Below are 15003 nucleotides of genomic sequence, written 5' to 3' on the forward strand. Positions count from 1 at the left end.
ACCCTCGCGATAATGCAGATCCGTATGACACACCCCGCACGCCGCAACCGCGACCACCACATCGTTCGGACCCGGATCCGGGATCGTAATCGTCTCGATCGACACGGGCTCGCCCTTGCTCTTGGCAACGACTGCCCGGACTTGCTGCGACATGGTGAGTACTCCTTGGGGTAGGGGAGGTCGCCGTCGACGAGACAGCTGACCGAATTGGAATCAATGTAATATATCAATTACCGAACAGTAGTGAATGTTAAATGCTGATATCCAAATATGTCCGATTTGCGGACATCGAACCGCTACTGCCCAGTTCAGGGCTATCGATCGGCGATGATGCTCCCGTCTGATTGCTTCGAACCGGCTGGTCATCTCTTGACACATCCTCTCAGTCGGCTCACTCTTGTCCGAGTCGAACTGCCACCGTTGCGCATAGAGCAACGCGTCGCGCAAATCAATTTTCGACCATCCACGCTGCGTACACGGGCGACACACCTATTCGGCGAGAGCCGGAGGGAGAACGATGTGACAACGAACAGCAAACCCCGAGCCGACAAACCCCGGCTCGGCATGAAGCCGACCGCGACACCCGACAAACCTGACCACCACGACTACGGTCCGCTCGAGGTCTACCACCCCGGTGACGGGGCCAAGCCGCGCACCGACAAGGTGGTGTTCGGCATCACCGCGGTCATCGTGATCGCAATCCTTGCCTGGGGCATTCTCGGTACCGAGAACATGAAAACCGTCAATGCGTCCGTACTCGACTGGGTCGTGACCAACATCGGCTGGCTGTTCATCTTCTCGGCCACTGCATTCGTCATCTTCGCGCTGTGGCTGGCGCTGAGCCGGTACGGCAAGATCCCACTCGGTCAGGACGGCGAGAAGCCGGAATTCAACACCGTCAGTTGGATCGCGATGATGTTCAGCGCCGGCATGGGAATCGGCCTGATCTTCTGGGGAGTGGCCGAGCCGCTCACCCACTTCGTCACCCCGCCGCCCGGAATCACCGATTCGACTGTGGGAACAGCTCTTTCGACGGCAATCTTCCACTGGGGGCTGCACCCCTGGTCGATGTACGCGGTGGTCGGGTTGTCCATCGCCTACGGTACGTATCGAATGGGCCGCAAGCAGCTGATCAGCGCCTCCTTCATTCCGCTGATCGGCCGACGCGCCGAAGGGCCCATCGGCAAGGTCATCGACATCCTGGCGATCTTCGCCACCATGTTCGGCACCGCGGCCTCTCTCGGTCTCGGAGCGCTCCAGATCGGTTCGGGCATAGAGGTTCTGGGCTGGGTGAATCAGGCAGGAACGCTGCTCCTGGTCGCCGTCGTGGCCATCCTGACTCTGGCGTTCGTGGCCTCGGCAGTGTCCGGAGTGTCCAAGGGAATTCAGTGGCTCTCGAACATCAACATGGTGCTCGCCCTCGTGCTTGCCCTCTTCGTGTTCGTTGCCGGGCCCACGGTGTTGATACTGAACCTGCTGCCCACCACTCTCGGTGACTATGCCGCGCACATCGCGGGCATGTCGGCGCGTTCGGCGGCATCGGGCGGTCCCGAGACGGAGTCGTGGCTTTCGTCCTGGACGATCTTCTACTGGGCCTGGTGGATCTCGTGGACCCCCTTCGTCGGAATGTTCCTCGCTCGCATCAGCCGCGGCCGCACCATCCGTCAGTTCGTCATCGGTGTCATCCTCGTCCCGACGTCGGTGAGCCTGGTGTGGTTCTCGATCTTCGGCGGTGCAGCAATTGGCGAGCAGCAGAAGGGTACCGAGGATTTGGTGGCTCTCGGTAAGCCGGAATCGCAGTTGTTCGCGGTGCTGGACCAGTTCCCGTGGGCCGGGGTCTCCTCGGTACTGGTGATGGTGCTGGTCGGAATCTTCTTCGTCAGTGGTGCCGATGCCGCCTCCATCGTGATGGGCACCTTGTCGCAACGAGGAACCCTCGATCCTTCGAGGGGTGTGGTGGCTTTCTGGGGCGTGGTCACCGGTGGCGTCGCGATCCTCATGTTGTGGACCGGAGGGTCCGATGCCCTCAACGGGTTGCAGACCATGACGATCATCGTGGCCGCACCCTTCGTGCTGGTGATGATCGGTACGTGTGTATCGCTGTACAAGGACGTGACCAGTGATCCGTTCATCGTCAAGAGTCCGGTGAAAGTCAAGTCCGACAAGTGAATCGAGCCGACGGTGCGGGACGCGCGCAGATGCGTCCCGCATCGTCGGTTGTGAGGGGTTGACCGCAACCACCTCTGGCCATACTCTTGATATATCAATCTATGGTTAGTTGTCGTGCAGGCCGTCAGTCATCGCGGCCGAGCTCCATCTCTCCACCCCGATACGGAAGGACCATCATGGGTTCACCGAGAGTTGTCATCATCGGCGCCGGCATCGTCGGCACCAACGTGGCCGACGAGCTCACCGCACGCGGCTGGGATCGCATCACCGTGCTCGATCAGGGGCCACTCCCGCTCACGGGTGGATCCACATCGCACGCACCGGGGCTGGTATTCCAGACCAACGCGTCCAAGACGATGACCGAACTCGCCCGGTACACGGTCGAGAAGTTCATGGGCCTCGAGGTAGATGGTCAGTGGTGCTTCAACCAGCTGGGCGGCCTCGAAGTGGCAACCACCGAGGAGCGGTTGGCCGACCTGCATCGCAAGCAGGGATGGGCCACCTCCTGGGGCATCGAAGGATCGGTCATCGACCCGTCCGAATGCGCCAAACTGCACCCCCTGCTGGACCGTTCGCGCGTTCTCGGTGGCCTGTACGTCGAGACCGACGGCCTGGCCAAGGCCTCCCGCGCCGTCGTGGCACTGACCCGACGCGCCGAATCGCGTGGTGCTGTCTTCCGGGGTTCGACCAAGGTCATCGGTATCGAGCAGGTCGGCGGGCGAGTCACCGGCGTCGCAACCGACCAGGGCGTGATCGAGGCCGACATCGTGGTCTCCTGCGCCGGCTTCTGGGGCCCGGACGTGGGCGAGTTGGTCGGCGTGAAGGTGCCGCTGCTGCCCCTGGCGCACCAGTACGCCAAGACCGGCCAGATTCCGGAACTGGTGGGACGCAACACCGAAGCTGCCGAGGCGGGCCTGCCCATCCTCCGTCACCAAGATCAGGATCTGTACTTCCGCGAACACGTCGATCGTCTCGGAATCGGCACCTACGCCCACCGTCCGATGCCCGTCGACACCGCATCCTTGCCCGGCGGCGACGGTGTGTCCGACGAGGCGATGCCATCGATGCTCGACTTCACGCAGCAGGATTTCGCCCCGTCCTGGGAGCAGTCCAAGCTGCTGCTGCCGTGTCTCGAGACGGCCGAGATCGACCACGGCTTCAATGGAGTGTTCTCGTTCACCCCGGACGGTGGGCCGCTGCTCGGTGAGTCCCCGGACGTCAAGGGGTTCTGGATCGCGGAGGCCGTGTGGGTCACCCATTCGGCAGGCGTCGGCAGGGCAATTGCTCAGTTGCTGGTCGACGGACGCTCCGAAGTGGAACTGCACGGGTGCGACGTCAACCGATTCGAAGATTTCCAGCTCGATCCCTCCTACGTCAGCGAAACCTCGCAGCAGAACTTCGTCGAGATCTACGACGTGATGCATCCCTTGCAGCCGCGGTTGTCCCCCCGCGATGTTCGAGTCAGTCCCTTCCATGCGCGCCAGCAGCAGCTCGGTGCGATGTTCCTCGAAGGTGGCGGCTGGGAACGCCCGCACTGGTACGAGGCCAATGCCGACCTGGTGCAGCAGCTCCCAGCCGAATGGCAGCCGCCCAAGCGGGACGAGTGGGCATCGATGTTCCACTCACCCATCGCTGCGGCCGAGGCGTGGAAGACCCGAACGTCCGTCGCCATGTACGACATGACCCCGCTCAAGCGACTTCGCGTACGCGGCTCGGGAGCACTTGCGTTCCTGGAAGGATTGACGACCGGCAAGATGGACAAGACGGTCGGGGCCGTCACGTATGCGCTGGCTCTCGACGAGAACGGCGGCGTCCGAAGCGACCTCACCGTTGCGCGGTTGTCCGCAGACGAATTTCAGGTCGGTGCCAACGGCAACCTCGACTTCGACTACCTTCGCCGCGAAGCACCCAGCGACGGCAGCGTCACCGTAGACGACATCACCGGCTCCACATGCTGCATCGGGCTATGGGGTCCACATGCCCGCGACGTCGTGGAGAAGCTGACCCAGGACGACTTCTCCAACGAGAACTTCAAGTACTTCCGTTGCAAGCAGGTTCGCATCGGTGGAGTGCCCGTCACCGCGATGAGGCTGTCGTACGTGGGCGAGCTCGGTTGGGAGCTGTACACCACAGCAGACTACGGCCAGCGACTGTGGGACATGTTGTGGCAGAGCGGCTCCGAGTACGGCATCATCGCCGGCGGGCGCGCGGCGTTCAACAGCCTGCGCATGGAGAAGGGCTACCGGTCCTGGGGTTCGGACATGACCACCGAACACAACCCCTACGAAGCCGGACTCGGCTTCGCGGTGCGCCCGCAGAAGGGCGAGTTCCGTGGCCGCGACGCAGTCCTCGAGATGTCCGACGACACCGTCTCGAAGAAGTTGGTCTGCCTGAAGATCGACGACGGTACCTCGGTGGTCCTCGGCCATGAGCCGGTCTTGGTGGACGGCGAGCCGGCCGGCTACGTCACCAGCGCAGCGTTCGGACACACCGTCGGCGCCCCTATCGCCTATGCCTGGGTCCCGGCCAGTAGCGCAGAACCCGGTGCAGCAGTTCAGATTCAGTACTTCGACCGACTCGTGTCCGCCACCGTCGTGGCCGAGCCGCTCGTCGATCCTGAAATGGCCAAAATCCGTAGCTGACGACCCACCAGTACCAGGAGATTCGATGACCGAGAACTTCACCCTCACGCTCAGCTGCGGCCAGCGGCCGGGCATCGTCCGGGCCGTCAGTGCATTCCTCTTCGACAACGACTGCGACATCGCCGAACATCAACAGTTCGACGATTCCACGGACGGCTCGTTCTTCCTTCGAACGTCGTTCGTGGCCAGCGGCACCACCGACATCGACAAGCTGACCGACAGTTTCCGGGAGGTGGCCGACAGATTCGCGATGACGTACACCTTCAACGGGTGCAGTCAGCCCCGAGTGCTCGTCATGGTCTCCAAGATGGGGCACTGCCTCAACGACCTCATCTTCCGGTGGCGCTCGCAGAACCTCGGCGGGGAGCTGGTGGCCGTGGTGAGCAACCACGAGGTACTGCGGCCGATGGCCGAGGCTGCGGGGCTGCCGTTCGTCCACGTTCCCGTCACCCCCGGTACCAAGGCCGAGGCCGAGCAGCGCCTGCTCGATCTCGTCGACGAGTACGCGGTGGACCTGGTGGTGCTGGCGCGGTACATGCAGGTGCTCTCCGACGAGACGTGCCGAGCGCTGCACGGCAGGGCGATCAACATCCACCACTCGTTCCTGCCCGGCTTCAAGGGCGCGAAGCCGTACCACCAGGCGTTCGATCGGGGCGTCAAGCAGGTCGGTGCGACGGCGCACTATGTCACCCCCGATCTGGACGAGGGCCCGATCATCGAACAGCAGGTCATTCGTATCGACCACACGCACGACCCGTCTCGTCTGGCCACCGTCGGACAGGACGCGGAAGCGCTGGCACTGTCGCGGGCGGTCCGCTGGCACTGCGAGAACCGCGTTCTGCTGCACGGACACCGGACAGTGATCTTCAGCTGAGTCGCACACACGACCAGGGCCCGTACCGAATCGGTACGGGCCCTGGTCGTCTGTGCGGTGGGAAATGGGAGAACCGCACACCCTTTCTGCAGAGTGCGCGCTAGTTCCAGTCACCGAGAATCGGCGCGCACCCCCGAAAAAGGGTGTGAGGTTCTGCCTCTAGCACTCCACGAAGTTGACCGGCACGTTGATGGCCAGACCGCCGCTGGAGGTCTCCTTGTACTTCGAGTGCATATCGGCACCGGTCGATCGCATGGTCTCGATCACCTGATCCAGGCTGACACGATGGGTGCCGTTGCCGCGCAACGCCATACGCGCTGCATTGATGGCCTTCCCCGCCGAGATGGCATTGCGCTCGATACACGGGATCTGCACCAAGCCGCCGATCGGGTCGCACGTGAGGCCGAGGCTGTGCTCCATCGCGATCTCGGCGGCGTTCTCCACCTGTTCCGGTGTGCCGCCCAGTACCTCGGCCAGACCGGCCGCGGCCATCGATGCTGCCGAACCGACCTCGCCCTGGCAGCCCACCTCGGCACCGGAGATCGAGGCCATCTCCTTGTACAGCGACCCGATCGCCCCGGCGGTGAGCAGAAAACGCACCGTGCTGCCGTCGGGGTCGGCGATGCCGGCTGCGGTGTACCGCGTGGCGTAGTGGAGCACCGCCGGGATGATGCCCGCAGCACCGTTGGTGGGTGCGGTCACGATTCTTCCGCCCGACGCATTCTCCTCGTTGACTGCGAGAGCGACGAGATTGACCCAGTCTTCGGCGAATTCACTCGAGCGGTGCGGATCCTCGGCTTCGAGGCGCAGGAACCAGTCTCGTGCTCGACGCCGCACGCCGAGCGCACCCGGAAGGTGGCCGTCGCGAGAGATACCACGAACCTCGCACTCGACCATCACATCGCGGATGTGCAGCAAGCCGTCCCGGATCTCGTCGAGCGTGCGGCGTTCGAGTTCCACCTCGGTCATGACCTCACTGATGCTGCAGCGCCGTCGTTCGCAGAGCTGCAGTAGCTCCTTGGCCGATGCGAAGCCGTTCGGGGTGGCGAGCGGCGTCACCGCCTCGACGCTTTCGGCCTCGGTGACCACGAAACCGCCACCCACCGAGAAGTACGTCTCGGTGTGCAATTCGGTCGAGTCCGCTGCGCGAGCAGTGAGTCTCATTCCGTTGGGGTGGAACGGCAACACCGTCAACGGCCGGAGCACGATGTCGTCCACAGCCAGGTCGATTTCGCGAACGCCGCCGAACAGGATCCGTCCGGTCGCCGCCATCGATTGCTGCCGCTGCTCCATGTACTCGGTCAAGATGGTCTCGGGAACAAGGCCTTCCAGTCCGAGCAGGACTGCCGTCATGGTGCCGTGTCCAGCGCCGGTGGCCGCCAGTGAGCCGTACAGGTCCACCGCCACTTCCCGGACGTCTTCGAATGCGGAGATGGTACGTAGGTCGTCGACGAATCGAGCGGCCGCACGCATCGGACCGACCGTGTGCGAACTCGAGGGGCCGACTCCCACGGAGAAGAGGTCGAACACACTGATAGTCATGAATCGCCTCGAACGTCGTGGGTGGTCTGGGGTGTGAGTACGGCGAACAGCCAGCCGTCTCCGAGCGGGTCGGTGGCGATGATCGAAGGGTCCTCGCGCACTGCAGGATTGACGATCGTCACCATGCCGCCTGCCGGTGCGTATACCGTCACCGGCCCAGCGGAGGTAGCGATGGTGCCGCAGGCTTCTCCCGCAGTGACCACGGTGCGCACCGGCGGTAGGTCGACTCCGAGGATGTCCGCAGAACCCTCGAGTGCAGCAGGCGTGACTCCCACTCGGCTCGGGGTCTGGGCGGGTGAACCGAACGGGTCGACGGCCATCCAACCATGACCCGCGTCGAAGAGTCGATGGGCAGAAGTGAGGGATGCAGTCATGAGGTGGCCTCGGCATTCATCATGGGTTGACCTACGGGTGGCGGACAAAGGGAAGATGCTGCACGAATGGATGGGCCGGCGTCGTCCGCAGATCGCACCGCCCGAACCACGGCCAGCGCATCGATGGTGGCGGCGACATCGTGGACCCGGAGGAGCGAGGCCCCGTTCTGGGCCGCGAGGATCGCAGCAGCGAGTGACCCGGCCAGTCGGCCGTCGACATCGCGGCCGGTGACGGCACCGATCATTCCCTTCCGCGATACCCCCGCCATGATCGGTCTACCGGCCGAGCTGAGCACCCGAAGCCCCTGGAACAGTTGCAGATTGTGCTCGAGGGTCTTACCGAACCCGAAGCCTGGATCGACCAGAATACGGTAGGCCGGGATACCGGCGCGAGTGCACTCGGCAGCCCGCTCGTCGAGAAACGCGCACACCTCCGCCGTGACGTCGACGTAGCGAGGAGCGCATTGCATCGTCGACGGCTCGCCTTGCATGTGCGTCAGGCACACTGCGGCGTCCAAGTCGGCCGCAGCGGCGAGCGCACCGGGAACTCGAAGAGCGCGAACGTCGTTGATCACGCTCGCTCCCACGCCCACCGCCTCGCGCATCACCTCCGGGCGCGAGGTATCGACCGACAGCGGTACCGCCGTGAGTCTGGACAACGCCTCGATCACCGGAACGACGCGTTCGATTTCCTCCCGGACGGTGGGCGGTGTGGCACCGGGCCGAGTCGATTCACCGCCGATGTCGAGCAGTTCCGCCCCGTCCTCGACCATCGACAGTGCATGCGCCACAGCATGATCGGTGTCCAGAAACCGCCCCCCGTCCGAGAACGAATCGGGGGTGACGTTGACGATCCCGCAGACGACGGGGTGTGCGGTCGTCAGCCGGGTCAGTAGCCGATCACGGGCATCGGCTGCCCGTGTCACTGTGGAGACGGTCGTGAGCACTGCGATCACCTGTTTTCTCTCGCGGGGTCCAGCAGAGCGGGTCAGTCGAGGTCGGTGTATTCCTCGGATGCGTCGATCAGCCAGGCGGCGAGATACCGCGCGAACGACGACCGTACGAGGATGCGGTAGTCCGTTCCCGTGTCGTCGCAGGCGATGAGGATCATGCCTGCCATCGCGAGCATCGTCTGAACCGTCGAACCTGCCGGAAAGGCGCGGGTGTGCAAGTCGATCGAGCAGCCCTTCGCCAACACGTCGCGGGCACGGCGACCGCTCAGCCGCAGACTCGTTCGTTGAGCGGATACATCGGTTGCCGCACCACCGTGCTCTCGAACCGCCGAGCCGAGACGGTGTTCGAGTTCGACGGAATCGACGTCGGCTCCGATCACCAGCCACTCCTCGGGACCGAGCCAGATGGCTGTGGTGTTCGTTCCCTCGGCCACCCGTCCTGGGCCGGGAAGGTCGGTGCCGAGCTCGGCCGCGGCGGCCGCTCCGCCCGGCCCGTTCGGGTCGACCCATAGATCGACTCCGGCCAGGAACGGCTCCTCCACGATGCGTATCGAGAGGTTGTCGGACAGAACTGTCTCTGCGAGTGGACTTCTGGAGGCGAGACGATCAGCCATCACGGCGATTTCCTTCCGGGTCGACGAGTACGGAGCCGGTGACTTCCACGGCGATCAAGGTGTCACCCACAGGGACGTGCAGGATGTCGCCGAGTCGATCACGACCGGCTTCGAGGAGGGCCAACCCGAAAGGCCTGCCCAGTTCGGCACTGGCGTAGCTCGACGTGACGTGGCCGAGCATCGGGACCGGAAGCTCTGGCAGGACTCCGCTGTCGGAATGTTCGATGATCTGCGAGCCCTCGGGAAGCACGGTCTCGCGGTCGACCGGAAGGAGTCCGACGAACTGTTTGCGCAGCGGGTTCCGGTTCTCGGCACGATCGAACGAGCGCTTTCCGATGAAGTCGAGCTTCTTCTTCGATACTGCCCAGCTCATCCCGAGATCCTGCGGGGTGACGGTGCCATCGGTGTCCTGGCCGACGATCGGGTATCCCTTCTCGGCGCGCAGAACGTGCATGGTTTCGGTGCCGTACGGGGTGATCCCGTACTTCTCGCCTGCGGCGATCAATCTCGACCACAGCGCGTGGGCGTGCCAGGAATCGATGTTCACCTCGAAGGCGAGCTCACCGGAGAAGCTGATCCGCGCCACCCGGGCGGGAATGCCGTCGATCGACGCGTTCCGCCATGCCATGAACGGGAACGCCTCGTTGGACACGTCCAGTTCGGGAAAGACCTCGCCGACCAGGTCACGGGAACGCGGACCCACCACGGGGAACGTGGCCCATTGTTCGGTCACCGACGTCAATCGAACTGCCAGGTGCGGCCATTCGGTCTGCAGCCATTCCTCCATCCAGTCCAGCATGGCGGCAGCGCCGCCGGTGGTGGTGAACACCTGGAAGCGGTCGTCCGCCAAGCGCATGACGGTACCGTCGTCGATGACCATGCCGTCGGTACCGCACATCACGCCGTACCGAACCATGCCGACTTTCAACGTGCTCATCATGTTCGTGTAGAACATGTCCAGCACCACGCCCGCATCCGGCCCCTGGACGTCGATCTTGCCGAGAGTGGAACCGTCGAGCATGCCGACGGACGATCGCACGGCCGCGCATTCACGCAGTACTGCGTCGTGCATGTCCTCGCCCGGAAGTGGGTAGTACCTGGGCCGCTTCCACTGGCCGACATCCTCGAAGACGGCGCCGCGTTCGACGTGCCAATCATGAACTGCAGTAACCCGTTCCGGGTCGAAGGCCATGCCGCGGTTGCGGCCGGCCAGTGCTGCGAACGCCACCGGGGTGTACGGCGGCCGGAACGTGGTGGTGCCGAGGTTCTCGACGGGCTTGTCGAGCAATTCCGCCACGATGCCCGAGGACACCACGCCGGAGGTCTTGCCCTGGTCGTGGGCCGTTCCGATCGTGGTGTACCGCTTGATGTGTTCCATCGAGGACATGCCTGCACCGACCGCGCGGACCAGATCGGCGACGGTGGCGTCACGCTGCACGTCGACGAATTGGCTGTCGGCACCGGCATCGTCGCGCACTCGCCACAGCACCAGTGAATCGCTGCTCGGAACGGAATCGACCACGGGTACCGAGCTTTCGGGGGTGTCGAATCCGAGGCGAGTCAGTACAGCTGCGGTGGCCGCGCCGCCATCGCGCAGACATCCGTCCAGATCGAACACTCCCGATGCCGATCCAGCGACACTGATTCCCTCGATGTCGTCTGCAGGCACGAATGCGCCGAGTCCGCCGTCGTAGCGGAGCTTTCCGCGGGCCTGACTGAACAGATGCACGGCAGGGTTCCAGCCGCCGCTGACCAGAAGGACATCGCAGCCGACCGTGTCGGTCGTGCCGTCGGCACCGGTGACCAGCGCATGGGTGACGCGGGTGTCGCCGCGGGTGCCGGAAACGACACTGCCGGTGCGTACCTCGATGCCGCGATCCCGGCACAGGCCGAGCCAGTGTTCGGGTGCAGTTGCGCGGGCATCGACGATGCTTGCGATGCGGACCCCTGCGTCGTGCAGATCGACGGCGGCCCGGTAGGCGCTGTCGTTGGTGGTGAAGACGACGGCCTCGGTGCCGACGGTGACGCCGTAGCGATGCAGGAACGTACGGGCGCTGTGCGCCAACATGATTCCGGGCCGGTCGTTGTCGGTGAAGACGACCGGGCGCTCGTGTGCGCCGGTGGCCACCAGGATGTGCCGCGAGCGGATACGCCAGACGCGCTGACGGCTGAGTGCAGCCGGTGCTTCCAACCCGAGATGATCGGTGCGGCGTTCGAGTGCGAGCACGAAGCCGTCGTCATAGGAACCGAAAGCCGTGGTGCGCTGCAGCAGTGTGACATCGGGGAAGCTCGACAGCTCGGTGATCGTGTCGGCAACCCACTCCAGCGCCGGACGACCGTCGATCTGTTCATCGGAGCCGAGCAGCGAACCGCCGAACTCGCTCTGGTCGTCGACGAGGATCACTCGCGCGCCACTTCGTGCGGCGAGCAGTGCCGCCGTCAGGCCCGCCGGTCCCGCGCCGACGACCAACAGGTCGGTGTGTGCGTGCATGGCGTCGTACTTGGCCGAGTCGGAGATCTCGGCGAGACGGCCCTGCCCGGGGATGCCGCGGGCAACCAGCCCGTCGTACAGCTCGATCGTGGTCGCGAGCAGCATGGGCTCGGGGAACGGCTCCTCGATCTGTACGAGTCCACCGGTGTCCTCTGCCCAGGCGGCGGTGAATCCGCGGGGTCTGCCGAGCTTGATGCTGGTGGTGACCTGATGAATGCCGTTGGCGAGCAACGCCGAGGCCAACGTATCGCCCGGGTGTCCCTGTAGCGCAGCGCCGCCGAAGGTGAAGTCGAGGGTGCTCGTGCGGTCGATGCGGCCGCAGGAGGTGGTGCGGAATGCGGTCATGGGTTCACCGGCTTCGGGTCGTCGAGGCGATAGACACTGTGGATTCGGTATGTGGCGGTGTCGCGTACGGCGTTGAACCAACGCCGGCAGCCTGCGCTGTGACTCCACCGTTCGGCGAAGAGCCCCTTGGGGTTGTCGCGGAAGAACACGAAGTGCGCCCACTGTTCGTCGGTGAGGGCCGACGGTTCCTCGGGGTAAGCGATGTGCGCCTGCCCGCCGTAGTGGAACTCGGTTTCTTCGCGACTCCCGCACCACGGGCATTCGATCAATTGCATTGCCACTCCAAGATTCTCGTTCGGGTGATGCGTGTGCCGGGACGGCGAGGTGTCAGTGCGCCACGCCGGCTGCGCCGTGCTCGTCCACCAGTGCGCCGGTGACGAATCGGTCCAGGCTGAACGGTGCGATGTAGTCGTGTACCTCGTCGTTGGCGATGGTGTCGGCCAGGCACCATCCGGCACCGGGGGTGGCCTTGAATCCACCTGTACCCCAACCGCAATTGAGGAACACGTTGTCGAACGGTGTGCGTCCGACGATGGGGGAGGCGTCGGGGCACACGTCCACGATGCCGGCCCAGGTACGCAGCAGATGCGCGCGAGCGAAGACGGGGAACAGCTCCACCGCGGCGGCCATCTGTCGTTCGATGATGTGGAAAGCACCGCGTTGGCCGTAGCCGTTGTACGAATCGACGCCGGCACCCATCACCAGTTCTCCCTTGTGCGCCTGGGAGACGTACACGTGCACCGCGTTCGACATCACGACCGTGGGGTGCACCGGTTCGAGCAACTCCGAGACGAGGGCCTGGAGGGGGTGACTCTGCAGAGGAGTCTTGATGCCCAACATGTCGGTCAGTGTCGAGGTGTGTCCGGCCGCGCACAGTGCGACCTGGCCGGTGGCGATGTCGCCGCGTGTGGTCTTGACCCCGGTGACGCGATTGCCGTCGGTGGTGAACCCGGTGACCTCGCAGTTCTGGATGATGTCGATACCGGCTGCGTCGGCGCGTCGGGCAAATCCCCAGGCGACGTAGTCGTGCTTGGCGATGCCGGCGCGCGGCTGATACGTGGCACCGAGTACCGGGTAGCGAATGTCGCTGGAGATGTTGACGATCGGGCACAGCTTCTTGACCTCGTCGGGGTCGACCCACTGGGCGTCGATGCCGTTGAGGCGATTGGCCTCGACGCGTCGCACGCTGTCTCGTACGTCCTGCAGGCTGTGCGCGAGGTTGAGTACGCCGCGTTGGCTGAACAGGATGGGGTAGTCGAGGTCGTCAGCGAGTCCTTCCCACAGCTTGAGGGAGTGCTCGTAGATGCGTGCGCTCTCGTCCCACAGGTAGTTCGAGCGGATGAGGGTGGTGTTGCGCGCCATGTTGCCGCCGGCGAGCCAGCCCTTCTCCAGCACCGCGACATTGGTGATGCCGTGGTTCTTGGCGAGGTAGTGCGCGGTGGCCAGGCCGTGTCCGCCGCCGCCGATGATCACGACGTCGTACGACTTCTTCGGTTCGGGGTTACGCCAGAGGAAGTCGGGATGATCGGGTAGATGTGCGCCCGGTGGGCGTGCGGGGGCGGTCATCGGTAGCCTTCCGTCAGATCGGGGTAGAGGGGGAACTGCGCGGCGACGAACTCGACCCTGGTCCGCAGGGCATCGAGTCCGCGGTCATCGGTGTCGGGACGCAACGCCTGTGCGATGACGTCGGCGACCTCGGCGAACGCCGTGGCGTCGAGGCCTCGGGTCGCGAGAGCCGGGGTACCGATACGGACCCCCGAGCTCACCATGGGCGGCCGTGGATCGAACGGAACTGCATTGCGGTTCACGGTGATTCCGACGTGGTGCAGTCTGTCCTCGGCCTGCTTGCCGTCCAGTTCTGACTTGCGCAGGTCCACCAGTACGAGGTGGACGTCGGTGCCGCCCGACACCACGTCGATGCCAGCCGCTGCTGCGTCATCGGTGAGCAGTCGATCGGCCAGGATCTTCGCACCCTCGAGCGTGCGCTGCTGCCGCTCCCGAAAGTCCTCTTCGGCAGCGAGTTTGAACGAGACCGCCTTGCCTGCGATGACGTGTTCGAGGGGGCCGCCTTGCTGGCCCGGAAACACGGAGGAATTGAACTTCTTCGCCAGTGCGGCGTCGTTGGTGATGATCACGCCGCCGCGAGGGCCACCGAGCGTCTTGTGTGTCGTCGAGGTGACCACGTGTGCGTGCGGTACCGGTGATGGGTGCAGTCCGGCGGCGACGAGTCCGGCGAAGTGCGCCATGTCCACCATCAGGTAGGCACCGACTTCGTCTGCGATACGGCGGAATTCGGCGAAGTCGAGGTGGCGCGGGTAGGCCGACCAGCCGGCCATGATCAGCTTCGGGCGGTGCTCGCGCGCGAGGCGCTCCACTTCCTCCATGTCGACGCGATGGTCGTGTTCTCCGACGTGGTAGGCCGAGACGTCGTAGAGCTTGCCCGAGAAGTTGAGTTTCATACCGTGGGTGAGGTGCCCGCCGTGGGCCAGCGCGAGGCCCAGGATCGAATCGCCCGGTTGCAGGAGTGCCGCCATCGCAGCGGCATTGGCCTGCGCACCGGAGTGCGGCTGTACGTTGGCGAACTGCGATCCGAACAGCGTGTTGAGCCGGTCGATGGCGAGTTGTTCGATGACGTCGACGTTCTCGCAGCCGCCGTAGTAGCGGCGGCCGGGGTAGCCCTCGGCGTACTTGTTCGTCAGCACCGAACCCTGTGCCTGCATCACCGCCAGCGGGGCGAAGTTCTCGCTCGCGATCATCTCGAGGGTGTTCTGCTGACGTCCGAGCTCGGCACTGATCGCGCGGTGCACCTCGGGGTCGAGATCGGCGAGTACTCGGTTCGTCACGCCTGCCGGGTGCGTTGCCGTCGCCGTCGGTGCGAAGTCCTGCGTCAAGATGGCCGCCCTTCTGGAAGATCAATGGTCTGTAACTGATATATCAAGATGCCAATAGAGTAAGATCACAACGCAGAGCCGTCAAGGGCAGGCATCGACCGGGAGTGA

General features: G+C 64.5%; 11 protein-coding genes and 1 pseudogene. 3 read left to right on the forward strand and 9 right to left on the reverse strand.

Annotation, left to right across the window (positions count from 1 at the left end; translation table 11 throughout):
* Nucleotides 1–153, reverse strand: a pseudogene (locus ACOQFP_RS00810) (S-(hydroxymethyl)mycothiol dehydrogenase); the annotation flags it as partial.
* 411 nt (nucleotides 154–564) lie between these two features.
* Between ACOQFP_RS00810 and ACOQFP_RS00815 the strand changes: the two are divergent.
* The 3 genes from ACOQFP_RS00815 to purU all read left to right on the forward strand — a co-directional run bounded on the left by ACOQFP_RS00815 (nucleotide 565) and on the right by purU (nucleotide 5685).
* On the forward strand, nucleotides 565–2169 hold the full coding sequence (locus ACOQFP_RS00815) for a BCCT family transporter (RefSeq protein WP_421583171.1): 1605 nt from the start codon (nucleotides 565–567) through the stop codon (nucleotides 2167–2169).
* A 176-nt stretch (nucleotides 2170–2345) separates the two neighbouring features.
* On the forward strand, nucleotides 2346–4811 hold the full coding sequence (locus ACOQFP_RS00820; RefSeq protein WP_421583148.1) for a GcvT family protein: 2466 nt from the start codon (nucleotides 2346–2348) through the stop codon (nucleotides 4809–4811).
* Between the two features lie 25 nt (nucleotides 4812–4836).
* Nucleotides 4837–5685: a formyltetrahydrofolate deformylase gene (gene purU, locus ACOQFP_RS00825; RefSeq protein ID WP_206490698.1), complete on the forward strand. Its 849-nt coding sequence runs from the start codon at nucleotides 4837–4839 to the stop codon at nucleotides 5683–5685.
* A 159-nt stretch (nucleotides 5686–5844) separates the two neighbouring features.
* Here the strand turns inward: purU and ACOQFP_RS00830 are convergent, their stop codons facing one another.
* The 8 genes from ACOQFP_RS00830 to glyA form a co-directional block, all read right to left on the reverse strand.
* Nucleotides 5845–7227, reverse strand: a complete 1383-nt coding sequence (locus ACOQFP_RS00830) for an L-serine ammonia-lyase (RefSeq protein ID WP_421583149.1) — start codon at nucleotides 7225–7227, stop codon at nucleotides 5845–5847.
* A complete protein-coding gene (locus tag ACOQFP_RS00835) occupies nucleotides 7224–7601 on the reverse strand; it encodes a glycine cleavage system protein H (protein WP_421583150.1) in 378 nt (125 codons plus the stop codon). Before ACOQFP_RS00835 ends, ACOQFP_RS00830 begins: the two co-directional genes overlap by 4 nt.
* Complete coding sequence (folP, locus tag ACOQFP_RS00840; RefSeq protein ID WP_421583151.1) at nucleotides 7598–8527, reverse strand: dihydropteroate synthase; 930 nt, start codon at nucleotides 8525–8527, stop codon at nucleotides 7598–7600. Before folP ends, ACOQFP_RS00835 begins: the two co-directional genes overlap by 4 nt.
* A 62-nt stretch (nucleotides 8528–8589) precedes the next feature.
* The gene (locus tag ACOQFP_RS00845) at nucleotides 8590–9168 is read right to left on the reverse strand and encodes a sarcosine oxidase subunit gamma (RefSeq protein ID WP_421583152.1); all 579 of its coding nucleotides are present in this window, start codon (nucleotides 9166–9168) and stop codon (nucleotides 8590–8592) included.
* A complete protein-coding gene (locus ACOQFP_RS00850; RefSeq protein ID WP_421583153.1) occupies nucleotides 9161–12004 on the reverse strand; it encodes a 2Fe-2S iron-sulfur cluster-binding protein in 2844 nt (947 codons plus the stop codon). The genes ACOQFP_RS00845 and ACOQFP_RS00850 overlap by 8 nt, the downstream gene beginning before the upstream one ends.
* Nucleotides 12001–12279 (reverse strand): sarcosine oxidase subunit delta, encoded by a 279-nt coding sequence (locus ACOQFP_RS00855; RefSeq protein ID WP_032377699.1) that lies wholly within the window; start codon nucleotides 12277–12279, stop codon nucleotides 12001–12003. The genes ACOQFP_RS00850 and ACOQFP_RS00855 overlap by 4 nt, the downstream gene beginning before the upstream one ends.
* A 52-nt stretch (nucleotides 12280–12331) precedes the next feature.
* Nucleotides 12332–13570, reverse strand: coding sequence for a sarcosine oxidase subunit beta family protein (locus ACOQFP_RS00860; protein ID WP_206490692.1), 1239 nt, complete (start codon nucleotides 13568–13570; stop codon nucleotides 12332–12334).
* Nucleotides 13567–14847 carry a serine hydroxymethyltransferase gene (gene glyA, locus ACOQFP_RS00865; protein WP_341243546.1) on the reverse strand — a complete coding sequence of 427 codons (1281 nt, stop codon included), beginning with the start codon at nucleotides 14845–14847 and terminating at the stop codon, nucleotides 13567–13569. The genes ACOQFP_RS00860 and glyA overlap by 4 nt, the downstream gene beginning before the upstream one ends.
* Between the last annotated feature and the right edge of the window lie 156 nt (nucleotides 14848–15003).

Origin of the sequence: Rhodococcus sp. MALMAid1271 (genome assembly GCF_049195265.1) — a bacterium.
Classification (GTDB): Bacteria; Actinomycetota; Actinomycetes; order Mycobacteriales; family Mycobacteriaceae; genus Rhodococcoides.

Excerpts from the sequence above, each read along its gene's own strand:
- ACOQFP_RS00815 (WP_421583171.1), top strand. The coding sequence starts at position 565 with ATGAAGCCGACCGCGACACCCGACAAACCTGACCACCACGACTACGGT.
- ACOQFP_RS00820 (WP_421583148.1), top strand. The coding sequence starts at position 2,346 with ATGGGTTCACCGAGAGTTGTCATCATCGGCGCCGGCATCGTCGGCACC.
- purU (WP_206490698.1), top strand. The coding sequence starts at position 4,837 with ATGACCGAGAACTTCACCCTCACGCTCAGCTGCGGCCAGCGGCCGGGC.
- ACOQFP_RS00830 (WP_421583149.1), bottom strand. The coding sequence starts at position 7,227 with ATGACTATCAGTGTGTTCGACCTCTTCTCCGTGGGAGTCGGCCCCTCG.
- ACOQFP_RS00835 (WP_421583150.1), bottom strand. The coding sequence starts at position 7,601 with ATGACTGCATCCCTCACTTCTGCCCATCGACTCTTCGACGCGGGTCAT.
- ACOQFP_RS00845 (WP_421583152.1), bottom strand. The coding sequence starts at position 9,168 with ATGGCTGATCGTCTCGCCTCCAGAAGTCCACTCGCAGAGACAGTTCTG.
- ACOQFP_RS00850 (WP_421583153.1), bottom strand. The coding sequence starts at position 12,004 with ATGACCGCATTCCGCACCACCTCCTGCGGCCGCATCGACCGCACGAGC.
- ACOQFP_RS00855 (WP_032377699.1), bottom strand. The coding sequence starts at position 12,279 with ATGCAATTGATCGAATGCCCGTGGTGCGGGAGTCGCGAAGAAACCGAG.
- ACOQFP_RS00860 (WP_206490692.1), bottom strand. The coding sequence starts at position 13,570 with ATGACCGCCCCCGCACGCCCACCGGGCGCACATCTACCCGATCATCCC.